Raw genomic sequence first — 21,541 nt, 5'->3', positions numbered from 1 at the left:
CACCTTAGTCGCCTAGCGCTTCGCCTTCGCGCCGAGGGTCTGCGCCGCCGCTCAGAACAACCTTACCTTGAGCGTTGCGCGTGCGAACAATGGCCTGGATACCACTGGTCATATCAATCTCGTTCAGGGCATGACCTTTGTCCTTGAGCGCCTGTTTCAGCACTGGGCTGAACAGTCCTTGCTCGAGTTCGGTAGCGCCGTTGCGGCTACCAAAATTGGGCAGGCTGATGGCGGCTTGTGGGTCGAGCTTCCAGTCGAGCATGGCCACCAGGGATTTGCTCACGTACTCGATGATCTGCGAACCGCCCGGCGAGCCGACGGTTGCCAGTAACTCGCCACTCTTGCGGTCGAACACCAAGGTCGGAGCCATGGCCGAGCGCGGGCGCTTGCCGGGTTGCACGCGGTTGGCGACCGGCTGGCCGTTTTCTTCGGGGATGAACGAGAAGTCAGTCATCTGGTTGTTGAGCAAAAAGCCCTGCACCATCACATGGGAGCCGAATGCCGCTTCCACCGTGGTGGTCATCGACACGGCGCCGCCCACGTCATCCATTGCAACTACTTGCGAGGTGGAAATGCGCAGTGGCGAGCGATCCGGCGCGTACGCTACCTGGATACCCGCGGGTTGGCCCGGCTTGGCGATGCCCATGCTGCGCTCACCGATCAGCGCGGCGCGTTGGGCCAGGTAGTTCGGCGCGACGAGACCGGCTACCGGGACCGGTGTGAAGTCCGCATCGGCCACATACAGCGCGCGGTCGGCAAAGGCCAGGCGTCCGGCTTCGGCGATCAAGTGCACCGCCTCGGGCGTTGGCTCAAGCCCGGCAGGCGAGGTGCTCTTGACCGGTGTCATGGGGGCGATGGCCAAGCGCGGGTCACGGGCTTCCAGCGCCTGCAACGTCCCCAGGATCTGCGCGACCGCAATCCCGCCCGATGAGGGCGGTGGCATGCCGCAGACCTTCCATTGTTTGTAGTCGGTGCACAGGGGGGAACGTTCCTTGGCGGTGTAGCCCAGCAGGTCCGTTTGCGACAGGCTACCTGGGTTAGGGTGGCCCTGGACCTTGCGCGCGATTTCATCGGCAATCGGGCCGTGGTACAGCGCGTCCGGTCCTTCCTTGGCAATGCGTTTGAACACCTTCGCCAACGCCGGGTTTTTCAGCAGGGTGCCGGCGGCTTTCGGCGAGCCATCGGTATTCAGGAAGTAGGCCGCCATTTCCGGCGATTGCGGGATAAAACGATCCGCTGCGATCAGGCTGTGCAAGCGTGGAGAAATCGCGAAACCCTGCTCCGCCAGGCGAATCGCCGGCTCGAACAGCTTGGCCCATTGCAGATGGCCGCTCTTTTTGTGCGCCATTTCCAAGGCCCGCAACACACCCGGCGTGCCCACTGAACGCCCGCCGATCTGCGCATCCGTGAACGCCATCGGCGTGCCGTCGGCCTTGAGGAACAACCGTTCAGTCGCTCCGGTCGGCGCGGTTTCGCGGCCGTCGTATGCATGCACGCGGTTTCCGTCCCACACCATGATGAACGCGCCGCCGCCAATACCGGAAGACTGCGGTTCCACCAGCGTCAACACTGCTTGCATGGCAATTGCCGCATCGATGGCCGAACCGCCTTGGCGCAACATCTCACGCCCGGCTTCGGCTGCCAGCGGGTTGGCGGCGGCGGCCATATGGCGTTCGGCATGGCGGGTGGTAAGGTCGGTGCGATAGCCCGAGCCCAGCTCTGGTGCCGGTGGTTGTTCGGTGACGGGGGTATGGCAGGCCGAAAGGACCAGAGCCGCGACAATTATCGATAGCTGACGGCGGGAAGTTGAAAACACGCGCTGAACTCCGTTCATTTTGTGAATGATCTGTTGTCCTTTGGGTACTGCTTTTTACAGGTAAATCACGCCTTGCATATACAGCGCTGCGTGGCCGGAGATAATCACGCGGTCACCCTGTAGCTCACAATGCAATTGGCCCTTGCGTGTGCCGCCTTGTTCAGCGGTCAACTGCGATTTGCCCAGGCGTTCGGCCCAGAACGGTGCCAGTGAGGTGTGCGCCGAACCGGTGACCGGGTCTTCGTTGATCCCCACATTCGGGCCGAACCAACGCGAGACGAAATCAAATCGCGTGCTTTTGGCCGTCACTGCAATCCCGCGTTTAGGCAGGCCCTTGAGTCGTGCGAAATCGGGTGTGAGTGAAGCCACCTGTGCTTGATCCTCAACCAGCACGATGTAATCGTCGGTAGCAAACACCTCGGCCTTTTCAATGCCCAGTGCACTCAGCATCCCGCTCGGCGGCTCGCAGCGTTCGGGCTGCTTGGCCGGGAAATCCATTGCCAACTCATCGCCTTTTCGCGTCACCCGAAGTTCGCCGCTGCGCGTGGCAAAGCGCAGCACTTCGGGGGCGCCCGTCAGCGCATGGATCAACACCCACGCCGCCGCCAACGTTGCATGGCCGCACAGGTCTACTTCGACTTCCGGGGTAAGCCAACGCAACTCATAGAACTCGCCACGGGGCACGAAGAACGCTGTTTCCGAGAGATTATTCTCGGCTGCAATGTTGTGCAGTTGTTCGTCGCTCAGCCACTCGGTGAGTGGGCACACCGCGGCCGGGTTACCGCCGAACGGCTGTTGGCTGAAGGCGTCGACTTGGTAGATGTCCAGTTTCACAGTGGGGCACTCCATGTGTAGGGGAGGCTGGACACTAACAGTGGGGTTGGGGGGCGTCAAAATACAGATGGTGAGTTTTTTGGGGCGCATGAAGGCAGCACCCGGTTGTACTTTTCTACAGGCATAAAAAAACGGCCTACCTTTCGGTAAGCCGTTTTTAGTACTTGGTGGTACACAGTCATTTGAACCATTGATGTAAGTATATGTAGTTTAAAGACTTTATTTTCTTAATTTTTGCAGGGATACACGTAGGGATACACGGTGGTGGGTGCTGCTACCCCATCCATCTAGGTCTAACCCCCCCTCAAAAAAGGGGATAGGGGGACGCTTGTGAGGGGGGATATCGCACAGAAGAGCATGGCTCCAGAGGCAACCAACATCTGGAGATTGATATGAAGAGCCACACCACAGAACAAGCCGCCATCATGAACATTCGCAATATCTGCGACCCGGCGGTGACCATTATTCGCATGCCTGAATTGAAGTCGATTACCGGCTTCGCGGCACCGACCATCTACAAGCGCCTCAAAGACGATCCGACCTTTCCAAAGCCTGTTCCTCTGAGCAATAGCAAATGCCGTGGTGCCCCGGTGGGTTGGGTTCTCGGTGAAGTGCAGACATGGATTCGTCAGCGCATCGCCCTTCGTGGGGCGGCCGCATAATGGATAAAAAAAAGGCCAACCATAAGGCCAGCCCAGAAACATCTCATCTCCACAATAACAGCTTGAGCGCCCAACTCACACGCCTACTTGCACGTCTTCGGATTGGGCAAACGGACACTTTTTCCATCATGCGTGAGCTCAACATCTGTAGGCCAGGTGCGAGGATCTGCGACTTGCGCACTGCTGGTTATTCTATTCATACCCGGCTCATCAGCGTTGAGGATGAGTGGGGTCGTAAGCACCCAAAGGTCGCGCTTTACACTTTGCTTGCTGAGCCGTCTAGTGCGTCCTAGCTTTTCGTGGCACAACGTTGCACGTTGTGCCACGTAGATATAGCATGTGGCACAACGTGTCACACTCGGTCGAGAAGCCTATGAAGCAACACATGACTATGCGACTGCCGCCTGATTTGGTGGATCGTATCGACGCTTATTCGAAGGCTATGGCTGATAAAACTGGCCTAGACGTCAAGCGTTCGGATGTAATCCGACTTCTGCTGACTGCAGGCTTGGACCTGAAAGAGAAGGAGTTTCGCAAATGAGCCATGGCAACTTCTTTGCGGTTGGGTCTGGCGAATTCGCGGCTGCTTGTGAGCTTGGCATGAACCCGGCCGTTGCATTGCTAGTTATGGCAAGGGGGACTGGCCGAGACAACGCTACGACGTCTTGGAGTGCTCTTGCTGTGAGCAATAGCGCCGGTATAGCTCGACGGCGCGCCAAGGAGGCCATAGACGCTTTGATTGATAATAAGATAGTAGACCTGCTCGAAATCAAAGCAGGCAGGTTTCCCAAGTACAAAATTAATAAACCTGAAGACGATGAGCTCCTTTTGTGGTTACCGAATGAGCTTGTCGATGGCGCTGCTAATGAGGTACCGCCGATCACGAAGATCCGAGAGCGGGGCGAGATAGATCTGCTAGAAAAATTCATTCGGCTCTATGGCATACAAGACCTAGACGGCGATGGCGGAATCCCGAGGGATGTTGCTTGGGCCACATTCGCTAGGGAAAAGATTTGCCCCATCGGACATTTCGTCCTGTACGGCTTTAGCGACGAAAAGACTCAGGCAAGCAATAAAGGTCTGTTTGACGGTTATGCAGACAAAGTTGACGAAGACGGAAATAAGGGGCCGTGGACAGTCCTTTCCCCGCTATTTCAAATGGGCCTTCTGGAAAAGGTCTACTACATGGCCGAGTCTAGCGAGCCAGATGCTGAGCTGATTTATCCCGCAGGACCGCATGGCACTGCCCAGGCGATATGGCAATTATTGACCTGGCTGGAGGAGGGCGATGGCAAGGGTTTTGCGTTCCAGGCGCAGAATCATGACACGCAAGGTATTGCTCCGAAGCACATAAAAAATGCGGCAATGGTTGGGCTGTATCGTCTGCGGTACCGCCCTAAAACCGGCAAGACGTCACGCTGGTGGGCAGTTGAGCAAGAGCAAGCCGAAGCAATGGTGGGTATGGTTAACAATATGTGCGGAGAAAAACCGCGTGTTCATATCAAGGCTGTTCAAGGCTCTTAAAGGGTTATCAAGGGTTATCAAGGAACCTAAGTGTTCATATCAAGGCTTATCAAGGCGCGTAAGTGCAGATGCAGCCTGCATAAAAAATGAGGTCGAAAATGAGCTCTATGATCATCATGTGGAAAGCAATGAAGCAGCAGCAAGAGCAAAAGCGGGTAATCAGTGAGAGTACTATTCAAGCGCGCACTCTGATCGGCGGCTGTGTGTTGATTCAGTTCCCGAGAAACAAAAGCGCGTAATCAATAGAGCGTGTTGACCACAACTCACTGTGTAGCTTTCAACACGTTGTGGTGTTTTCATCACACTCGGTACGACTCTCTCTTCAGCCAGAGTTGGATGCGTTGGACCGGAGAGAACAAAACGTCTTAGCGTGACGAAAAAGGCACCACCCTGTGACGGGGTAGTGCCCTCGGTACCGCGAAAGTTTCGTTGCTTGTCAGCCCTACCCCAACACCAACGCGCGGTATTGCTGATCGCCGCCCAGGTCATCCGAGCCGAACAGGGCCTGATTGACGGCCTTCCTGCTATCCAGCATCAGGTCATGCTCATCATGAGTGCCAATATCCGCCCCCACCCACTCTTGCAGCTCCTTACGGCGCCGCATCTCGTTCAAGTGCGTCCACCACCGGGTGGCGTGTGCACGCTCGGCAGAAATCGCCACGGCCGCCTCTTGGTTCGCATCATCCAACTCGTTTTCCATGCACTCGCACCACTGATAAATTTTCGTGGACCAGTCATTCGACTCGAGGGTGCCGAGTTGCGCGAAAGCGTTGCCGGTACTGTCTTCGGGGAAGTGCTGGAGCATCAGCGTGAAGATCGCGTGCATGTTGCCGAGCGCTGCCTGCGCTTCGTACAGATCACTAATGGCGGTCTCGGCGATTGCCTTGTAGGAGCGGCTCATTGATCACCCCCGGCGCCCAGTGCAGCACACCCAGCCAGCGCGGCCGTGATTTCCTCGCGGTCGCAGTCGGCGGTGTTGGCGCCGTCAGCGGCCAGGTTCCATGCGACGTCTACCAGGTTGCGGACGTGCTGACTGGTGCCCTTGTCTGCCAGTGCGGCCCAGAGCACGGCCTCAACCTTGCGCAGGGCGATCTGGGCGCTTTCGAGATCCTCAAGCGCGTCATGGGCGACTTCTTGGATGGTGCGGGCCTGGGCGCTCATAGGACACCCCCTACGCATACACCGCGGAATTGTGCGGCACCTGGCAAAACCTTGAAGCTGATGTCGCCCAGGATCTTTAACGGGGCCAGCTCAGTGAGCTTGATGTTGGCCGGCAGTGCCATTGTGGCGATGATCTGGCCGCGCGCATCCAGAATTTGGATGGTATTCTGTTTAAATTGCATGACGTGTGCCTCTAAGCTTCGTCGTGTGATCGCCTTCCCGGTGTTAGCGCACCGGGTTGGCACCTTTTCTCTAATGGCTCGGATCTGAGCCACCTTCAAATGTGGGGAAAACCCACCGTTTGCTGCTTTCTCAATCGGCTAAATTCTCAGCCGATCACTGCTTACCCTTCTCGCTGATCCATCCCGCGGCCCAGCTCAGCGGGTCTTTCGACGTCATCGGCTTGAGCGGCTTGCCATCGCGCGCTGCCTGTTTGCCCTCCTCCTCCGTTTCGCCGTGAATCCATACTGTCGTTTGCCTAAACCCGGCTTCGCGCTGTCGCTCCTTGTAGATCCTTTGCCGATCAGCGGCAGACAGCGGGCTTTTCAAGTCGTCTTTCTTCACAACAATCTCCGTTAGCAGTCACGATGAAGCGATGATGCGCCATCGTTAGCAGTCACGCAAGAGGCAGGGTGAAAAATATTTGCAACCTTCTCAGAGGTCAATGACAGTGGGCGAATTGACAATTCAAGGGATGAACCAGAAATGAGGTTCCAATCCGGAAGCGAGATCGATCGGCAGCACTGCCTGGCTATCAGGCATGAATACCTTCGATGCAAGGATTCGTTTGATAGGTTCGAGGCCGTGTTAGAGGAGTTAGAGCGTTTTGGGCATACGCGTGAAATCGCGCATCGCGCTTACAACGCATACTCCGCTTTCATCCTGCATCTTTACGAGCTCATGCTGTCCGCCCTAGCGAGGGATTTTGGAAACACAGCCGTGCTCAGCAAAAACAACCGTGGAAAGGTTGCAGTCCGCCGCGAGGGAAAGGAGGAAGAAATTGCGTTGTCCGATGCGATCGATCTAGTCATGAACGGTGCGACCGAGAGAGCCGTAACCCAGCGCTTAGATCGGGCACGCTTAGCTGGCGCCTCGGCTGAAGATATCGAATTTCTCACTGAGCTATTGCCAGTGCCCGAAGGGTTTTCCAAAAAATTTCGTACGATGCGTAACAAAGTCGCAGGCCACGTCACCTACGAGAGAATCCAACAGATCGACCTCTCAACGTTTTACCATCTCTATGACAACTATCTTTACGTTCTCTATTTGTCGCTCAGTGAAACGTGGGGCAGGGAGACGGAAGAGTTTCCGGATTTCGAGCGCGTAACAGAGTTCCTTTCCGCGCTGTACAGCGCGCCGCCTCATCGTGGCTAGCCGGAGAGAATAAAGTCGAGCCAGCTTCCGGTGAGCTCGCTCCTACAGACGCATCTGCCGAATGACCTGGCGCGGATCGGCGCCGGCGGATATTGCTGAGATAGCGTCCTTGGTCAGTTGGTCCAGGGCCTGCTGTTCGAACGCCTCGGCCATTGAGGCAGCCTTGCGCACGATCAGCAGCGCCAGTTCGGGCGGGAATGTGGTCTTGGATGGGTCGGGCAGGTAATCGCAATCGATGACTGACATAGGGGCTCCTGGGAATGTGCTCAGTTTTGAGGATATTCACGCATTGCGCCAGGCGAAATATCTACAGAAACACGAAAACACAGGGGATTATCGTGCTTTGTGACGATTTGGTCTCACTGAGACGGTTTTGTCTATCTGGCGGATCGGAGGTGGTTCCGATTTTCTCAGTACGGAGCCCGAGTGCGCGAGACAGACCAAATGAGCCGAGTCGGACCATTTCGCTAGTAGGTAGCCACTAGCGCATTCCTCAAAACTGGGGTATCACGGATTTACCGGCGATGGGCTGGATCAAGGGATGAGAAAGGTATGCCGATTTTCGTTAGCTATTCGCACGCTGATAAAGAGAAGATTGATCTAATTGCCGGACACCTCGTCCGGAAAAGAACGAGCGTCTGGATTGACAGATGGGAGTTGCGAGCGGGCGATTCGATAATTAATAAGGTTCAAGAGGCAGTCGAGGGTTCCAGTGCTTTACTTATTATGTTATCCAAAGCATCAGTCGAATCCGAATGGTGTAAAAAAGAGCTCACTGCAGGGCTATTTCGAGAGCTAGACGAAAAGCGAGTTGTCACAATCCCAGTGCTACTAGATGACTGCAAGATACCCATGTTCTTGCGAGACAAAATGTATGCTGATTTTCGGACTGATTTTGATGCCGGTATGTTTACTTTGCTGGAATCGGTAGCTCAATTTTCTAACCCCGAGCAGAGCAGGCTTGAGGATGCCGAGGGATACGTGGACTGGTCTTGTGACTATGGGCTTGTCGACGGGAGCTACTTTGTCAATTACATATTGATGCAAAGCTCTGAGAAGCTTGAGATGTCCTTCGTGACAGAGATTCAATGCATCTACAACGAGGTGGCCACACGCCGCCAGATGCGCTATGTCGATGCAGGTGTAGGCTGGATGGGGCGAACCACAAACGCAATCATTCTCCTGGACTTTGCAGAGAAAGCTAAAGATGAAATGTTTCTTATCCTAGACAACCCGATACCACAGCATAAAAGCATCACATTCTCCGATCCCAAAACTGGTGCCGGAACAGAGATATTAGTTAAATCAAGAAAGATGGGTAACGATAACGGAAAGGACCAGCTCATCAACATAACTGACTATTTCAGGCGGATACTTGGTTATGTAAATCAAACAGAGAGAAAACCTACCAAAGATGAGATGGAGCGGTTTAGCGCCATTAAAGATACCCCTTGGTAATAATCAGGCATCAGGTTTGTTCGGTTCCAACTGTGAAAGGCTGAGTGCGTTAATCATGGGGCTCACTACCTTCGAAGCCTGACAGCAGGCTGGAGCAGGCGCGCGCCGCAGTGATACACCACTGGTGGAAGATGCGTTCTATGCTGGACGCATCAAAACCGCGCCACGTTTTCGTAGCTCCCCAAACGTAGCGCGACACCTGACCTACCGAAATGGGGTGCCAGGTCCGCCACTCAATTGGGGTTGGGCTGAGCTTTTATCAGCTGGCATCTGCAAGCGGAAACAAAATCGGAACATAAGCAACATTATTCCATCGTTTTTTGGCAAGTTTCTGCGCGGCCAATTGATCTGATTCGTCAGCCCCATCATAAGCGTCCGAGATCAGTTCCTCTTTTTTTCTAGGAAATAGCAAATTCGTATGATCTTTAACGTTGGTCCTCTCAGCCTCAAATTCTAATACCCAGGCGCCTAAATCTATTATAAGAATTTTTTCACTGATGCTGAACGAGAAGTCTTGATGGCCCAGCTCATAAAGCGCTAAGAGAAGAATTATAGTGCTTTCATTTTCACTGCTGTCTATTTCTTTATTATCCGCCAAGAAAGTGTAATGAAGTGAGAGGAGGTCGCACATAAATGAGTTTAATTTTATTGGTATGGATTTTTTGTCACTCTCTATAGAGTGATATATGAAATATATTTCACGAAATTCGAGATTTTTTATTAGGTTTCGGTCAAATGTGTGAAAAAAAGATCTATAAAAATCTTCATCTTTTTTAAAGTTAAAGATTCCAGAGGCGTCGGAGACAATCAGGTCAACCTGATCACAGGATGCCAGGTAGGTAGGGGCTTTCAGGTTTTTTTCGCGGATGGCTTGCTCAAGCAAATTCATAGATTCCTTAAAAGTGGGAACGCCACGTATTACTGCCGTTTCGACAGAAAATACTTCACCGTTCTCTCTCAGGATCTTTATTTCGTCTACGTCCATCATTCCCTTGTCGGCCCGGAATATTTTTTGCGTGCCAGCCAATAGGCCATCCAAATACCCTTCTTGGTTTTTAAGTCTGGCATCAGTGAAGTCTGTATAGATCTCAGTGACTTCTACACCAAGCGTTATCCCTTTAGGATCTTTAATTAAAAAGTCTGGTATCTCTGATTCGATAATCTCCGAAGAAAATCTGCCTCCAAATACGCTATCAAAAACTGCACGCTCCAGAGCCTTGTTCATTTGAAACTCCTTATAAGTTTGAGCGGATAGTGAATATCGTATCATTATGGGTTATTGCAATTAAGTGATACGAAAACAATCCGGCGGGATAACATATCTACTGGCATTTTCTGTCTATTTCAATCTATATATGTGTATCACTTGGAATGCACCTAAAAAGCACTGGATAAATGATCAGATCATGCCTAATGTGAGTTTTTGAGCCACTCAAAACCCATTCGAGGCAGCACCTATGAACACAGCTAAGCCCGCCCGAGGACGCCAGCACAAACCAACTCGCTCCGAAGTTGCTGCCGCCTGGGGCCGCCTTCGCGAAGCCGCAGCAGACGGAAGCGTTCAAGCATCCGCCCTGCTAATAGCGCTCGCTGAAAACAAACCGGTCATCGCTATGGAATCGCCCGCCGCATGACTGCTCGCGATAAAGCCGGAAAATGGAAGCCCGGACAGTCGGGTAATCCCGGCGGCCGATCCGGTCAGACGCAAGAGCTGCGCGCCCGACTCGCGGAAGGTGCAGACGCCGTGACAAAGAAGGTTCTGACAGCAGCCAAGAAGGGCGATATGCAGGCTTGCCGGCTGATCCTTGAGCGCCTAGTGCCGCCAATCAAGCCAACTGCCGAGACAGTGTGCTTCGACCTGGACGACACCGACTTGCCCAGCGCAGCCAAATCAATCCTTCGCGCAGTTGCCGCCGGCGAGCTACCGCCCGACCAGGGCAAGGCATTGATCGAAGGGCTAGGCGCTGTTGCCCGGGTCATCGAAGTTGCCGAGCTACAGAAGGCCGTCGAAGAACTCCGCGAACAAATGGAGGGAATGCGGCAATGAGCATTAAGTGGATGCGGGCCGAGCTCAAGCGAATTGCAGAAAAGATCGGCGCCGACGACGAAGAGACAGTTCTCGTTATGTTGACGGTGGTGGACTGCAGGGTTGACGCGGTTGAGGACGAGATGGACTACCCAAAGACCGTGGGCCATTCATTCAACTATCCAGTCCTGGGCGTGCAAACGGTGATGCACTTCCCACTGTGCACCATGAACAGCAACGACGCGGCCAATCTGGCAGAGGCGTTCATTCTCCACGTCCGCGCAATTGAAAGCCTCCGCCGTCCCGCTCCAGTAGGTGTGATGGATATGCGGCCATTCCCAAGCGCTGGCGCCTGGATCTTCCCTCCATTGGCTGACGGGCAAGACATCAGAAACCACGTCGCCGAACAGTACCGACTGATCATCGAGGCCCGCCATGAACATCCGTAGCCAGGTGGCCAAGCTGCGCCAGCAATCCGGGCTCACTCAGTTCAATCGTGACGTGCGAGAGATCAGCGCCCTTATGGACGAGTTGCACGAAGCAGCAGCCGGCGGTAGCGCCCGAGAAAACGTGTCCCTACTCCAAATCCTGAGCGAATCCTCAGACCAAAAACCGGCCGAACCATGGCCAGACAATCAAAAGGTAACCCAATGAAAATCGGCAAACGATCCGTCCTCAAAGTTGGCTTGGCCAACCTCCATTACTCCGAATACGAGCACTCCCAGGTAGAGGCAAGAACATTCAACATTCAACGACCCGATGGCACCAAAGGCACTTGGCAGGCCGGTGGCTTACTGAAGTCTGTCCGCCACTTGCAGGGATTGTCGTTGGAGGCATTCAAGGACCTTGGAGAAGAAATCCTCTCGATTCGCGGGAACAAGGACCTCAACGCCGCTGCCATTGAGCGCAAGGGCAAGGAGCAGATTGATGGAATCATCCCCGCCCTGATGCCGGCGATGGAGAAGGCAGCAAAAGATATGCTCACGCTGGCCCAGACAGTGGCCAGCGGATTCGCAGCGGTCACGCCTCGCGCTAGCTCGGACGTTGTTGGTTTCCTGGCCGACCAGGAGCTGCGAGCCATCGTGCGAGGCCTCAAACCTGAAGAGCGTCAGCGGCTAGTAGCTGAAGCGCGCGCAGGCAGTCACCCCGACGTTGTAGAGGCTGTGCTCAGGGCAAACCCAATGCTCTCCGGGCTATCGCCAGAGGCGGCTGACAGCCTTTCGCGAGCAGGCATTGCCGCATCGCGCTCCGAAGACATCGAAGGGCTCAAGCAGATGCTAGCGATCTACGATGACGTGCTGGCCACCGCCTCCAATGCTGGTGTCGCACTGAGCGGCATGGTTGCCAATTCGAATGGGTACACCGGCCGGTTTGAGAAGTGGCGATCGGGCTGCGAGGGCTCCGAAGCGCTTCGCGAATGGCTGGCGAAAATGCCAACTCGCACCTCCGCAAAAGCGTCTCCTGATCAATCCGAAGCGGCCTAACTGCCCATCCGTGCGCTACGCAAGTATTGGTAGCGCCGATCAGCGGCAGACTCTGTGAGTGTGACGATATGACCTTTCAAGACCGCTTTACCGAAGCGTGCAGCACCCAGAAGTTCAAACCCTACGAGCTGATACAGGGGCCCGACGCCGGCTATTTGGTGTGGGAGGTTCAACACGTCCGCAATGGCCAACAGGTGACCATCGACGGCCCTTACTTCACCCAGGAAGAGGCCAGGGTTTCGGCCGATCTGCTGAGAGGGACATTCCGCGGCGCCCGGGCCAGCGAGACGATCTACAACCGGGTGTGGAACTACGACCCGCGCCAGGAGCAACTGACCATCGACCAGGCGCATATGTCGCGTGCGGTACTCGCCATTCGTCTGGGGCTGCCCGCCCCATCCACCAAGCCATAGGAGGCCCCATGGCCGCTACAGCAATCGAATACGCCCCGCTCACCACAATCAAACTGTACGGGCAGCTACGGCAGTTCGGTAAGTCCTACCAGTTCTCCGTCCGCACGACGGCCGAGGCCATCAAAGCACTGTCAGTGCAGATCCCAGGGTTTGAACGGTTTCTGTCTAACGCAAAGTCTCGCGGGCTCGTGTTTGCCGTGTTTCGAGGCAAGAAAAATATCGGGGAGAGCGAGCTCACCTACCAAGGACAAGGCGACATCATCATCGCGCCTGTGATCGTTGGCAGTAAGCGCGCTGGGGTTTTGCAAACGGTCGTCGGTGCGCTGCTTATAGCTGCTTCATTCTTCACGTTCTGGGCGCCTCCAGTATCAGCCGGCCTGTTTGCATCTGGCGTGGGTATGGTCGCCGGCGGAGTAATCCAAATGCTCAGCCCGCAGACCGGCGGCCTCAAGACCAGCGCCGCACCAGAAAACACCCCGGGGTATGCCTTCGGCAGCGCCAAGAACACCACGGCATCCGGCAACCCTGTCCCGCTCTGCTACGGCAAGCGCAGGGTCGGCGGGGCTATCATAAGTGCCGGCATTTATGCCGAAGACCAGCTGTAGTCGCCACACGAGCTATGGCAGGATGGGGCATCTACTTAACAGGAGAGGCTGATGCTGAAAATCGTAAAGTTGGTGCGTCTGGAGAACAAGTTTGATGGCGGATGGCAGTATGAATTTCAGCCTGAACCGGACCTTAATCTAGAAGAAATTGCGTTTGTTTTGTTTGACGATGGTAGTGGGTTCGATCTTGCAATGGTTGATGCTTGGAGCCATACGCTGGAGCTAGTCCCTAACGGTACGAAACGGCTGAATAAATTGCGCTTCAGCCATAAAAGAGGGTTCGGAAACCATGCTAAGGATCTTCTGGACTGTTGTGACAAGCCACTGAGTCTCGACGAGATTAGTAAGTACGACCGGCTTTCTAGGACTGGTACGTCAAGACCTAATGCCGACGAGGACGAACTTGGAAGCACGCTTGCTCTCGGTATGGAGCAAGCAAGGGCTGCAGTTGCTCGGTACTATCACGTAGATGTAGAACAGATTGAAATGATCATGAAGAGTGCAGGTCAAGTACCAAATTAATCGACCCGCTTCGGCGGGTTTTTTACGGCTGCAGCTTTGTTCCAGCTAGGTATGCCTATCCAGATACAGGCTTATTTTGCCTTTTTCTGGCTTTTCGCTTGATAAGTAACACCCAAAGTGCAACAGTATTAGTAGGACGCCCTAACTGATACAGGCACCCATCATGTTCATCCGCGCATACCTCCGAGCATCCACCGAAGAGCAAGACGCCGGCCGCGCCCGGGCATCGCTCGAGCAGTTCGCCAGCGACCATAACAAGGTCATCGCCAGCGTATACCTGGAGAACGCCAGCGGCGCCACCGCCGACCGGCCGGAGCTGCTGCGCCTGCTGAAAGATGCGCGCAAGGGTGACGTGCTGCTGGTGGAGTCGATAGATCGCCTATCCCGCCTCCCGGTGGAGGACTGGCAAAAGCTCAAGGCGGCTATCGACTCCAAGGGCCTGCGCATTGTCGCGCTCGACCTGCCGACCAGCCACCAGGGAATGCAGGACACCAAGGGCGACGAGTTCACCGGCCGAATGCTGGGCGCCATCAACTCAATGCTGGTGGAAATGATGGCCGCCATCGCGCGCAAAGATTACGAGCAGCGGCGGGAGCGCCAGGCTCAAGGCATTGAGAAGGCTAAAGCCGAGGGCAAGTATCAGGGCCGCCCGATCGACGCTGATCTTCACAAGCGAGTGAAGGAACTGCTGAAGGCTGGACTTGGCATCCGCGCCACGGCCCGGCACGCGGACTGCTCGACTACCACGGTGCTGCGGATCAAGGAGCTATTGAGCGCCTGACTTGCCATCGGCTATCTCGCCCGATGCCCTTAATTCCTCCCAAGCTTTCTTGAAGGAACTGGTAGAGAAAAGATCGCGGCGTTTGCTCATGGCTTTCGATACTTCGGCGCGTACCCCTGATTTGCCCGGGCTCCTCGTCGGCAAGGCTTTGGGGTCGTGACCAAGTCTGGCGATTTCAGCAAGGATTGCTGCCGTTTGGGCTTTCATGCGAGAAACCGGCTTTGTCGCATCCTTATCGTTGGTTAAGGCTTCTTCCTTGATGCTTTTCTGAGCTGCTTCCAACGCCTTTACTGATGCCCAGGGGATCAGCAAGTCTGATATCCGGAGTCTTCCTTTCCAGGCTCCGGTGATATCCGGCTCGAGCGTCATCATGCGACCCTCCCAAACTGTCCGGCCATCGATGCTCACCAAGTGAACATCCGAAAGAGGATGGAATGCCAGGTGAGGAAAAGGGGTTTCTTCGTTCTGCATTAGCTCCCAAAGCACACGCGGGGGCGCTCGCATATATCCCATGAATCGGTAATCTAGGCGAGTTCGATCTCGCCGCTCAAGGAGATCGCTAAGTTCTCGTATCCGGTCCTGATTCGCATTTGTTGCCTGGCGTAAGGCGACTACCTCTTCTTGGCTCAATCTAGTGAACTCGTCGACGTTACCGGCGGCGTTCCTTCGCAGATGTGCCTCGCTACTTTCAACCGATTTGGTTTTGGCCTCGAGCTCCATAGCCTCATCGTGCGCCCCATGGCTCATCAGCCATCTATCTGCCTGATCGAAAGCCAGGCCCTCGAATGCGAAAAGAATCGGCAGTGCGCGGTTGATTCCATGCTCGAGGATCTGGCGTGAAGATGCACCCCATCGTTCTGCCAGTTCAGGGACGCTTAGAAATGTAGGCTCGATCATGCTCGCTTCCTCTCGGCCAAGTTGCCCGCTGCAATTTCATCCAGATAGTTGGCGTACCATTGCATCATCGTCGTGCGCTGATGTAGGTACTGGGCTTTGTTGTAGACGCCGGCAACACCATGTTTTTTGTGCGATAGCTGGGCCTCGACGTGGTTTTCATCGAATCCGTTTTCATTGAGTACTGTCGACGCGATATGTCGGAAGCCGTGACCGGTCTGGCGCCCCTCGTATCCCATACGGCGCAGCGCCATCAGGAACACGGTGTCGCTACGTGGTTTGGTGTGATCGCTGCGACCAGGGAACAGAAGGGGATAGCTGCCGGTGTACTGGCGCAGCTCCTCTAGGGCCTCAATTGCTTGAGACGAGAGCGGCACTAAGTGCTCTAGACCTTTTTTGCGGCCTTTACGCTCGACTGGGATCGTCCAGACCTTTTTGGCGAAGTCGAATTCTGACCACCGGGCCTCCCTTAGCTCGCTGGGGCGCACGGCGAACAGGCTCAGTAGGCGCAAGCCGAGGCGCACATCGTGGGCGTGTGGATAGGCAGCGATGGAGCGGATAAGGCCCGGAAGTTCATCGGGTGAGACGTGGGCATAGTTTTCGGCCTTGCCGGACTTGAGGTATTTTTGCAGTCCCTCAAGCGGGTTATGGGTAGCCCGCCCAGTTACCCTCGCCAGGTCGTAGGCGTCTCTGCAGTACGAGCGCACCCGGCTCATTTGCTCGAGGATTCCCTGCTGCTCCATGCTGCGCAGAAACTCCATCCACTCAAGCGGGGTGATGTCGGCATAGGGGCGCTTGCCGAACACAGGGAAGACGTGACGTTCGAGCGCGCCGATGATTCGCTTCGCGGTGCCTGCGTCCCAGTTGGTGAGGCGTGAGGCATACCATTCTCGAGCCAGCGGCTCGAATGTCTCGCCGGCGATATCCCGCTCCGCTTTCTTGCGGGCTTGTTTAGTGATAATCGGATTTTTGCCGTCGGCGGCCTCGGCGCGCAACTCTGCAGCTTTCTGCCGGGCCATCGATCCGCTTACATCGGGATAGCCGCCCAGTCCCAGCCACGACCATTTGCCATCAGGTTTTTTATAGCGAAGCTGCCAGGACTTTTGGCCATCGGTTTTCACGCGAAAATAAAGGCTGTTCCCGTCGAGCTCGCGGTATTCCTTAGCGTCGGGCTCTAGCCCGGCCAAAGCCGTGTCGGAAAGAGGTCGGCGCTTTATTTCGGAACGTTTCATGGCGCGTGTATCCCGGGTTCAATTATTTTTCGAGGATACACGGGGGGATACAGGAAGGGTAGAGATAGATAGAGACGGTTAGAGATAGGCAGAAACAAGAAAGCCCGCACTAGGCGGGCTTCTTGAGGTGATTTATAGACTTCTATAAACATCTATAAATCGGTACTTGGTGGCTACACAGGGACTTGAACCCCGGACCCCAGCATTATGAATGCTATGCTCTAACCAACTGAGCTATGTAGCCAAGTGGCGCGCATTATTCGCGTAGAACAGGAATGCGTCAAGCATTTTTGTTGAGTTTTTTTCTACGCTTTCAACTGTTTAACAAAAAAACGCCTAAACGGCGACGAGTGGTGAGGTGGGCGTCGCTGGTATCGCGATGAAGATCTCATGTCGAAGTCTCACCCTGCGGGCCCTTTACAAACCCTGTCGTTAGCTCCCTTGCGGGATAGCCTTGTCGCGTACCCGATGCTGGCGGCGGGCATGCTCTGCGTCGGCCCGATTGGTGACAAGGTAGGCTGCAAGGCGGTGATCTGGTTTTCGAGCCTCGGCGCAGCGCTGTGCACGTTGCTCAAGCCTCATGTCGACCTGTTCTGCACCCGTGTGATAGTCGACTTCGTGCTGATGTTCGTTTTGCCGTTGTTCCCAATGCTGGCGATCTTTCTGCCGCGCACGAAAAGGTTTGATCGAGTTGGGCAGATATCCCTGTCGCCCAACGATTGCCGAGTAGGCGAACTTACGGTTGCAACGGCTTGTGGGTCACGCGCTTGAGCTGTTCGCGCGCGCGCGATAGACGTGAGCGTACCGTGCCGATGGGGATGTCCAGCACGTCAGCTGTGTCCTGGTAGCTGCCATCGGTTTCCAGCGACGCGTACAGCGTTTTGCGCATTTCCATCGGCAGGTGGTCGATGGCACTTAAGGTCTTTTCCAGGCGTCGGTTGATTTCAAACTCCCAGTCCAGGTTTTTGTTTTCCTCTTGTCCATGCCATAGCGACTCATCAAATTCGCAATGTACGGGCTTGGCATACAAGCGCCTGAAGTGGTTGCGAATCAGGTTCTGGGCGATTCCGCACATCCAGGTGCTGAGGGTGGCCTCGCCGCTGAAGCGCTCTCTGTTACGCCAGGCTTCCAGGTAAGTCAGTTGCAGAATGTCATCCGCATCTTCGGGGTTGAGCACGCGCTTATGAATGAAGCGTCGGAGTTTTTTTTGCTGGTCATCTGTCAGGTGATATATGAATTGAGGCGAACTGCCGACGAGATGAGCTAGAGCACCAACAGGGATATTCATGTTGTTTTTCCTCAGGTAAGGCGCGATCCAAATGGTTCCAACGGAAACCCCTTTTGCATCGGTTGTGCCAAACAGGAGAAAAATATAAACATTTGATTTACATGGATAAATATTTTTGCTAGGTGAGTTTTAGCGCCGTAATTTGCAAAAAGCCTGAGAGGGTTGCGCGGGGTTTTTCACAAGCTTGCAGGTGGCACGTTTCGATGGAACCGTATCGTGGTTGTTTGCCACATAGGGACACAAACTTCCTGTTTTGGTCCGCCCATGAAAATCGAATCCGCCAACGATGTGCAGCAAATCCTGAGTTCGGATCAGCCTCGTGTCAGCGCCGCCCCAACGCAGCCTAAAGCAGCGGGAGTTGATGACATTGCTCAGATCTTCAGCGAAGAAGTGTCGTCCAACACAATAGCCCTGAAGCGAAGAGTGATCGGCAGCCGCGTCGAGCCGGTGATGCACCTCGTGGAGCTTTACGAGCAGTTGGGCCATCCCGCCCAAACCACGCTGGCCTCTATCGCTCGTCTGGTGCGATTGCAACTGCTGCTGTGGGGGAGTACCGACAAATCGCAGAGCCTCACCGAAAAATTGCTGGACCTTACCGAAAATGATCCTGCGCGCACGTTTGTGGTCCTTAAGTTCGTGGCTGCCGAGGCGCAAGCCCAGGCGCGTAAAGCAGAAGAAAAGATGGCGCGAGAGGCACTTGAAAAGCTGGAAATTCGTTTCAAGCTGCAGATCCAGGCCGGCTTGAACATCGCTGCGGCGTTGCAACTGGCCGGTGGCAACCCGAACGAGCGCCAGGCCGTACGCGAGCTTTACTACGCCAGTGTGGTCACGCGTCAGTCCTTGGCGCTCATGATGCAATCGCTGCTGGGCGTGTTCGGCGACGAGCGGTTTGCTGATGGCCTCAACCTGATGCGCCGCGCCTTGGCGGACGATATCGCAGCAAACACCCCCTCGGTGCCGACCGCGCTTTTGCGCACATTGCTGCTGGGCCTGCAAAGCTGTAGCAACTTGAGCACGGCGCTGGCCGCTTGCAAGAAGTTGATTCCGTACCTGAAAGCCCAACAGGACGCCGTGACGCTGTTGAAATGCCTGTTGGGCTATATCAGCGCCGGTATTGCGTCCTCAGAGGTGCAACGTCTGGCGCACGAATTGGGAGGCGAGCAGGTTGCCAGCCAACTGGTGTCGTTGAACGCTCTGTACCCGGTGATAAAAGACCTGCCCCGGGCCCTATGGCTTGATCCTCAAGGCCGTCAGGACGCCTTGGACCACTTCTTGCTGGTCATGGATGCGTTCACTCGTTCGGAACGGGGTCACCCGCAATTTGCCGGTGATGCGAGGGCTCGCGGTTGACAGCGTTGGCGTCCATCAATGCGTTGCTGCTCAAGGTAGCGCGGCGCGCCGAAGTGTTAGGCGCAGTGGTGGTCATGGCCATTGTGTTTATCTTTATCGTGCCGCTGCCCACGTGGCTGGTGGACATCCTGATCGCGCTCAATATCTGTATTTCCTGTTTGTTGATTGTGCTGGCGTTGTACTTGCCCGGCCCGTTGGCATTCTCCTCCTTTCCCTCGATTTTGCTGTTGACCACCATGTTTCGCCTGGCCTTGTCGATCGCCACCACGCGCTTGATTTTGCTGGAGCAAGACGCAGGCGACATCGTTGAAGCCTTCGGTAACTTTGTGGTGGGTGGCAACCTGGCGGTGGGACTGGTGATCTTCATGATCCTGACCATCGTTAACTTCCTGGTGATCACCAAGGGCTCGGAGCGGGTCGCTGAGGTTGCCGCCCGTTTCAGCCTGGATGCAATGCCGGGCAAGCAGATGTCGATCGACAGTGACTTGCGCGCCGGTTTGATCGACGGCGCGCAGGCGCGCGACAAGCGAGAGCAGTTGTCCCGCGAAAGCCAGTTGTTCGGTGCCATGGATGGCGCCATGAAGTTCGTCAAGGGCGATGCGATTGCCGGCTTGATCATTGTGCTCATCAACCTGCTGGGCGGCTTCTCGACCGGTATGTTCCAGCACGGAATGAGCGCCGGTGACTCCATGGCGCTGTACTCGGTGTTGACCATCGGCGACGGCTTGATCGCACAGATTCCCGCGCTGCTGATCTCCTTGACTGCCGGCATGATCATTACCCGTGTGGCGCCGGATGGCCGCAAGGGCGTCAGCAACATGGGCGCCGAAATTGCCCGGCAGATGACCAGCGAGCCCAAGAGCTGGATGATTGCTTCGGTGGGCATGCTGGCCTTTGCCGCACTGCCTGGCATGCCCACCGTGGTGTTTATTCTGATTTCGCTGATGACCGGCAGCCTGGGGTATTACCTCGTGCGCCAGCGTCAGCGCGAGGAATCCCCGGCTCCTCAGGCCAAGATTGCAGTGCGCCCAGAGGAAAACGGTGAGGAAGACCTGCGTGGCTTCGACCCGTCGCGGCCCTATCTGCTGCAGTTTCACACGTCGATGTATTCGACGCCTCGGGTCGCCGAAATCGTGCACAAGATTCGCCAGGCGCGCAATTCGCTGGTCGCCAATATCGGCTTGACACTGCCGCCGTTCGAGGCTGAGTTCAGTGAGTCGTTGGCCGCCGACGAGATGCGCTTTTGCGTGCATGAGGTGCCAATGATGACGGCGACCCTGAGCGATCAGTTCGCGGTTGATTACGCCGCGCTGGCGCAGCCCTTCGACAGAGGGACAAGAGGGCTGGTTGAGCGAGACGAACAGGGCTGGCTGTGGCTGGCCCCTGATGACCCGTTGCTTCACGACCCCCAGATTGAACGCTTCAGTGCTTTCAGCCTGATCATCGAGCGCATGACGCGGGCGATGATGCTCAGCGGGCCGAGGTTTCTCGGCATCCAGGAAAGCAAGTCGATCCTCAGTTGGCTTGAACACAACCAGCCGGAGCTGGTGCAGGAGCTGCAACGGATCATGCCGCTATCGCGGTTCTCATCAGTGCTGCAGCGGCTGGCCAGTGAAGGGGTGCCGTTGCGCGCCGTGCGCTTGATTGTGGAGTCGTTGATCGAGTATGGCCAACATGAGCGTGAGCCGGAGGCTTTGGCTGATTACGCGCGCATTGCCCTCAAATCGCAAATCCTCCACCAGTACAGCGAGGCCGACGGCCTGCATGCCTGGCTGCTATCGCCCCAGACAGAAAACACCTTGCGCGAAGCATTGCGCCAAACCCAAAGCGGGGTGTTCTTTGCCCTCGATAACGACAGCAGTGCGGCCCTGGTCAACCTGCTCAACCAGGCATTCGTGGTACGACCTAAAAGCAAGAGCGTGATGTTGGTTGCACAGGACCTGCGCAGCCCTTTACGTACCCTGTTGCTGGACGAGTTCAACCATGTACCGGTGTTGTCTTTTGCTGAGCTTGGGAGTGATTCCAAGGTCAAGGTGTTGGGGCGTTTTGACCTGGAACAGGATGAGTTGATGCGTGGAGCTGCAGCGTGAACAGCCTGCTCCCCCTCGACTCGAGGA

The 21,541-nt window shown here is 55.5% G+C and carries 27 protein-coding genes, 1 tRNA gene and 1 pseudogene; 17 read left to right on the top strand and 12 right to left on the bottom strand.

The genetic code is table 11. From position 1 onward, the window contains the following. Nucleotides 1–4: 4 nt before the first annotated feature. Entirely contained in the window at nt 5–1,834 is a 1,830-nt protein-coding gene (gene ggt, locus M5B43_RS05030) for a gamma-glutamyltransferase (RefSeq protein WP_248749048.1), read from the bottom strand. 36 nt (nt 1,835–1,870) lie between these two features. Then, a complete protein-coding gene (locus M5B43_RS05025) occupies nt 1,871–2,650 on the bottom strand; it encodes a PhzF family phenazine biosynthesis protein (RefSeq protein ID WP_248749047.1) in 780 nt (259 codons plus the stop codon). A 392-nt stretch (nt 2,651–3,042) separates the two neighbouring features. Between M5B43_RS05025 and M5B43_RS05020 the strand changes: the two genes are divergently transcribed. The 4 genes from M5B43_RS05020 (at nt 3,043) to M5B43_RS05005 (ending at nt 4,836) form a co-directional block, all read left to right on the top strand. Further along, entirely contained in the window at nt 3,043–3,312 is a 270-nt protein-coding gene (locus M5B43_RS05020; protein ID WP_248749046.1) for an AlpA family phage regulatory protein, read from the top strand. Next, the gene (locus M5B43_RS27215; protein WP_349292355.1) at nt 3,270–3,605 is read left to right on the top strand and encodes a helix-turn-helix domain-containing protein; all 336 of its coding nucleotides are present in this window, start codon (nt 3,270–3,272) and stop codon (nt 3,603–3,605) included. The genes M5B43_RS05020 and M5B43_RS27215 overlap by 43 nt, the downstream gene beginning before the upstream one ends. A 92-nt stretch (nt 3,606–3,697) precedes the next feature. Next, nucleotides 3,698–3,853, top strand: coding sequence for a hypothetical protein (locus M5B43_RS05010; RefSeq protein ID WP_165386517.1), 156 nt, complete (start codon nt 3,698–3,700; stop codon nt 3,851–3,853). Further along, nucleotides 3,850–4,836, top strand: a complete 987-nt coding sequence (locus tag M5B43_RS05005) for a hypothetical protein (protein ID WP_248749045.1) — start codon at nt 3,850–3,852, stop codon at nt 4,834–4,836. Before M5B43_RS05010 ends, M5B43_RS05005 begins: the two co-directional genes overlap by 4 nt. A 442-nt stretch (nt 4,837–5,278) precedes the next feature. Here M5B43_RS05005 and M5B43_RS05000 read toward each other — a convergent pair whose 3' ends face one another. From M5B43_RS05000 to M5B43_RS04985, 4 genes are all read right to left on the bottom strand, one after another. Further along, on the bottom strand, nt 5,279–5,737 hold the full coding sequence (locus M5B43_RS05000; protein ID WP_248749044.1) for a hypothetical protein: 459 nt from the start codon (nt 5,735–5,737) through the stop codon (nt 5,279–5,281). Beyond that, nucleotides 5,734–5,997, bottom strand: a complete 264-nt coding sequence (locus M5B43_RS04995; RefSeq protein ID WP_248749043.1) for a hypothetical protein — start codon at nt 5,995–5,997, stop codon at nt 5,734–5,736. Before M5B43_RS04995 ends, M5B43_RS05000 begins: the two co-directional genes overlap by 4 nt. Next, nucleotides 5,994–6,179, bottom strand: coding sequence for a hypothetical protein (locus M5B43_RS04990; RefSeq protein WP_248749042.1), 186 nt, complete (start codon nt 6,177–6,179; stop codon nt 5,994–5,996). The genes M5B43_RS04995 and M5B43_RS04990 overlap by 4 nt, the downstream gene beginning before the upstream one ends. A 154-nt stretch (nt 6,180–6,333) precedes the next feature. Continuing rightward, a complete protein-coding gene (locus M5B43_RS04985; RefSeq protein ID WP_248749041.1) occupies nt 6,334–6,561 on the bottom strand; it encodes a hypothetical protein in 228 nt (75 codons plus the stop codon). Nucleotides 6,562–6,702: 141 nt separating this feature from the next. Between M5B43_RS04985 and M5B43_RS04980 the strand changes: the two genes are divergently transcribed. Further along, nucleotides 6,703–7,371: a hypothetical protein gene (locus tag M5B43_RS04980; RefSeq protein WP_248749040.1), complete on the top strand. Its 669-nt coding sequence runs from the start codon at nt 6,703–6,705 to the stop codon at nt 7,369–7,371. 42 nt (nt 7,372–7,413) lie between these two features. Here M5B43_RS04980 and M5B43_RS04975 read toward each other — a convergent pair whose 3' ends face one another. After that, complete coding sequence (locus tag M5B43_RS04975) at nt 7,414–7,617, bottom strand: hypothetical protein (RefSeq protein ID WP_044267637.1); 204 nt, start codon at nt 7,615–7,617, stop codon at nt 7,414–7,416. 306 nt (nt 7,618–7,923) lie between these two features. Between M5B43_RS04975 and M5B43_RS04970 the strand changes: the two genes are divergently transcribed. Further along, nucleotides 7,924–8,829, top strand: coding sequence for a toll/interleukin-1 receptor domain-containing protein (locus M5B43_RS04970; protein ID WP_248749039.1), 906 nt, complete (start codon nt 7,924–7,926; stop codon nt 8,827–8,829). Between the two features lie 259 nt (nt 8,830–9,088). On the opposite strand, the gene M5B43_RS04965 is transcribed toward M5B43_RS04970, so the two are convergent. Continuing rightward, nucleotides 9,089–10,054: a hypothetical protein gene (locus M5B43_RS04965; RefSeq protein ID WP_248749038.1), complete on the bottom strand. Its 966-nt coding sequence runs from the start codon at nt 10,052–10,054 to the stop codon at nt 9,089–9,091. Nucleotides 10,055–10,459: 405 nt separating this feature from the next. Between M5B43_RS04965 and M5B43_RS04960 the strand changes: the two genes are divergently transcribed. The 8 genes from M5B43_RS04960 (at nt 10,460) to M5B43_RS04925 (ending at nt 14,660) form a co-directional block, all read left to right on the top strand. Continuing rightward, nucleotides 10,460–10,876 (top strand): DUF5681 domain-containing protein, encoded by a 417-nt coding sequence (locus tag M5B43_RS04960; protein ID WP_248749037.1) that lies wholly within the window; start codon nt 10,460–10,462, stop codon nt 10,874–10,876. Beyond that, nucleotides 10,873–11,304 carry a hypothetical protein gene (locus M5B43_RS04955; protein ID WP_248749036.1) on the top strand — a complete coding sequence of 144 codons (432 nt, stop codon included), beginning with the start codon at nt 10,873–10,875 and terminating at the stop codon, nt 11,302–11,304. Before M5B43_RS04960 ends, M5B43_RS04955 begins: the two co-directional genes overlap by 4 nt. Next, a complete protein-coding gene (locus M5B43_RS04950) occupies nt 11,291–11,509 on the top strand; it encodes a cytochrome P450 (RefSeq protein ID WP_248749035.1) in 219 nt (72 codons plus the stop codon). The genes M5B43_RS04955 and M5B43_RS04950 overlap by 14 nt, the downstream gene beginning before the upstream one ends. Then, nucleotides 11,506–12,339, top strand: a complete 834-nt coding sequence (locus tag M5B43_RS04945; protein WP_248749034.1) for a hypothetical protein — start codon at nt 11,506–11,508, stop codon at nt 12,337–12,339. The genes M5B43_RS04950 and M5B43_RS04945 overlap by 4 nt, the downstream gene beginning before the upstream one ends. Nucleotides 12,340–12,407: 68 nt before the next feature. Next, entirely contained in the window at nt 12,408–12,752 is a 345-nt protein-coding gene (locus tag M5B43_RS04940) for a hypothetical protein (RefSeq protein ID WP_248749033.1), read from the top strand. Between the two features lie 8 nt (nt 12,753–12,760). Continuing rightward, on the top strand, nt 12,761–13,357 hold the full coding sequence (locus M5B43_RS04935; protein ID WP_248749032.1) for a tail assembly protein: 597 nt from the start codon (nt 12,761–12,763) through the stop codon (nt 13,355–13,357). A 51-nt stretch (nt 13,358–13,408) separates the two neighbouring features. Next, entirely contained in the window at nt 13,409–13,879 is a 471-nt protein-coding gene (locus M5B43_RS04930) for a hypothetical protein (protein ID WP_248749031.1), read from the top strand. A 163-nt stretch (nt 13,880–14,042) separates the two neighbouring features. Further along, complete coding sequence (locus M5B43_RS04925; RefSeq protein ID WP_248749030.1) at nt 14,043–14,660, top strand: recombinase family protein; 618 nt, start codon at nt 14,043–14,045, stop codon at nt 14,658–14,660. Here M5B43_RS04925 and M5B43_RS04920 read toward each other — a convergent pair. The 3 genes from M5B43_RS04920 to M5B43_RS04910 form a co-directional block, all read right to left on the bottom strand. After that, entirely contained in the window at nt 14,646–15,557 is a 912-nt protein-coding gene (locus tag M5B43_RS04920; RefSeq protein ID WP_248749029.1) for a hypothetical protein, read from the bottom strand. The two genes, M5B43_RS04925 and M5B43_RS04920, sit on opposite strands and share 15 nt — an antisense overlap. After that, entirely contained in the window at nt 15,554–16,786 is a 1,233-nt protein-coding gene (locus M5B43_RS04915) for a tyrosine-type recombinase/integrase (protein ID WP_130138567.1), read from the bottom strand. The genes M5B43_RS04920 and M5B43_RS04915 overlap by 4 nt, the downstream gene beginning before the upstream one ends. Nucleotides 16,787–16,953: 167 nt before the next feature. Next, nucleotides 16,954–17,030 (bottom strand) — tRNA-Met (locus M5B43_RS04910). A 227-nt stretch (nt 17,031–17,257) separates the two neighbouring features. Here M5B43_RS04910 and M5B43_RS04905 point away from each other — a divergent pair. Then, nucleotides 17,258–17,467, top strand: a pseudogene (locus M5B43_RS04905) (MFS transporter); the annotation flags it as partial. A gap of 55 nt (nt 17,468–17,522) precedes the next feature. On the opposite strand, the gene M5B43_RS04900 reads toward M5B43_RS04905, so the two are convergent. Continuing rightward, nucleotides 17,523–18,074 carry an RNA polymerase sigma factor gene (locus tag M5B43_RS04900; RefSeq protein ID WP_248749028.1) on the bottom strand — a complete coding sequence of 184 codons (552 nt, stop codon included), beginning with the start codon at nt 18,072–18,074 and terminating at the stop codon, nt 17,523–17,525. Nucleotides 18,075–18,338: 264 nt separating this feature from the next. Between M5B43_RS04900 and M5B43_RS04895 the strand changes: the two genes are divergently transcribed. Together M5B43_RS04895 and sctV are read left to right on the top strand one after the other, a co-directional pair. Then, complete coding sequence (locus tag M5B43_RS04895; protein WP_248749027.1) at nt 18,339–19,424, top strand: TyeA family type III secretion system gatekeeper subunit; 1,086 nt, start codon at nt 18,339–18,341, stop codon at nt 19,422–19,424. Beyond that, nucleotides 19,421–21,514, top strand: a complete 2,094-nt coding sequence (gene sctV / locus M5B43_RS04890) for a type III secretion system export apparatus subunit SctV (RefSeq protein WP_248749026.1) — start codon at nt 19,421–19,423, stop codon at nt 21,512–21,514. The genes M5B43_RS04895 and sctV overlap by 4 nt, the downstream gene beginning before the upstream one ends. Nucleotides 21,515–21,541: the final 27 nt, after the last annotated feature.

The sequence above is a fragment of the Pseudomonas sp. MWU15-20650 genome, from assembly GCF_023242475.1.
Taxonomy (GTDB): domain Bacteria; phylum Pseudomonadota; class Gammaproteobacteria; order Pseudomonadales; family Pseudomonadaceae; genus Aquipseudomonas.
Note: the sequence above shows the minus strand (reverse complement) of the source record. Positions and strands in the feature narration are given on the sequence as shown.

Bases quoted from the DNA above. Each gene is read 5' to 3' on its own strand.
- M5B43_RS05005 (WP_248749045.1), top strand. From the start codon at position 3,850: ATGAGCCATGGCAACTTCTTTGCGGTTGGGTCTGGCGAATTCGCGGCT.
- M5B43_RS04925 (WP_248749030.1), top strand. From the start codon at position 14,043: ATGTTCATCCGCGCATACCTCCGAGCATCCACCGAAGAGCAAGACGCC.
- M5B43_RS04895 (WP_248749027.1), top strand. From the start codon at position 18,339: ATGAAAATCGAATCCGCCAACGATGTGCAGCAAATCCTGAGTTCGGAT.
- M5B43_RS04980 (WP_248749040.1), top strand. From the start codon at position 6,703: ATGAGGTTCCAATCCGGAAGCGAGATCGATCGGCAGCACTGCCTGGCT.
- M5B43_RS04990 (WP_248749042.1), bottom strand. From the start codon at position 6,179: ATGCAATTTAAACAGAATACCATCCAAATTCTGGATGCGCGCGGCCAG.
- ggt (WP_248749048.1), bottom strand. From the start codon at position 1,834: ATGAACGGAGTTCAGCGCGTGTTTTCAACTTCCCGCCGTCAGCTATCG.
- M5B43_RS04950 (WP_248749035.1), top strand. From the start codon at position 11,291: ATGAACATCCGTAGCCAGGTGGCCAAGCTGCGCCAGCAATCCGGGCTC.
- M5B43_RS05020 (WP_248749046.1), top strand. From the start codon at position 3,043: ATGAAGAGCCACACCACAGAACAAGCCGCCATCATGAACATTCGCAAT.
- M5B43_RS04900 (WP_248749028.1), bottom strand. From the start codon at position 18,074: ATGAATATCCCTGTTGGTGCTCTAGCTCATCTCGTCGGCAGTTCGCCT.
- M5B43_RS04940 (WP_248749033.1), top strand. From the start codon at position 12,408: ATGACCTTTCAAGACCGCTTTACCGAAGCGTGCAGCACCCAGAAGTTC.
- M5B43_RS04935 (WP_248749032.1), top strand. From the start codon at position 12,761: ATGGCCGCTACAGCAATCGAATACGCCCCGCTCACCACAATCAAACTG.
- M5B43_RS05010 (WP_165386517.1), top strand. From the start codon at position 3,698: ATGACTATGCGACTGCCGCCTGATTTGGTGGATCGTATCGACGCTTAT.
- M5B43_RS04995 (WP_248749043.1), bottom strand. From the start codon at position 5,997: ATGAGCGCCCAGGCCCGCACCATCCAAGAAGTCGCCCATGACGCGCTT.
- M5B43_RS04975 (WP_044267637.1), bottom strand. From the start codon at position 7,617: ATGTCAGTCATCGATTGCGATTACCTGCCCGACCCATCCAAGACCACA.
- M5B43_RS27215 (WP_349292355.1), top strand. From the start codon at position 3,270: ATGGATTCGTCAGCGCATCGCCCTTCGTGGGGCGGCCGCATAATGGAT.
- M5B43_RS04960 (WP_248749037.1), top strand. From the start codon at position 10,460: ATGACTGCTCGCGATAAAGCCGGAAAATGGAAGCCCGGACAGTCGGGT.
- M5B43_RS05000 (WP_248749044.1), bottom strand. From the start codon at position 5,737: ATGAGCCGCTCCTACAAGGCAATCGCCGAGACCGCCATTAGTGATCTG.
- M5B43_RS04930 (WP_248749031.1), top strand. From the start codon at position 13,409: ATGCTGAAAATCGTAAAGTTGGTGCGTCTGGAGAACAAGTTTGATGGC.
- M5B43_RS04915 (WP_130138567.1), bottom strand. From the start codon at position 16,786: ATGAAACGTTCCGAAATAAAGCGCCGACCTCTTTCCGACACGGCTTTG.
- M5B43_RS04945 (WP_248749034.1), top strand. From the start codon at position 11,506: ATGAAAATCGGCAAACGATCCGTCCTCAAAGTTGGCTTGGCCAACCTC.
- M5B43_RS04970 (WP_248749039.1), top strand. From the start codon at position 7,924: ATGCCGATTTTCGTTAGCTATTCGCACGCTGATAAAGAGAAGATTGAT.
- M5B43_RS04955 (WP_248749036.1), top strand. From the start codon at position 10,873: ATGAGCATTAAGTGGATGCGGGCCGAGCTCAAGCGAATTGCAGAAAAG.
- M5B43_RS04920 (WP_248749029.1), bottom strand. From the start codon at position 15,557: ATGATCGAGCCTACATTTCTAAGCGTCCCTGAACTGGCAGAACGATGG.
- M5B43_RS04965 (WP_248749038.1), bottom strand. From the start codon at position 10,054: ATGAACAAGGCTCTGGAGCGTGCAGTTTTTGATAGCGTATTTGGAGGC.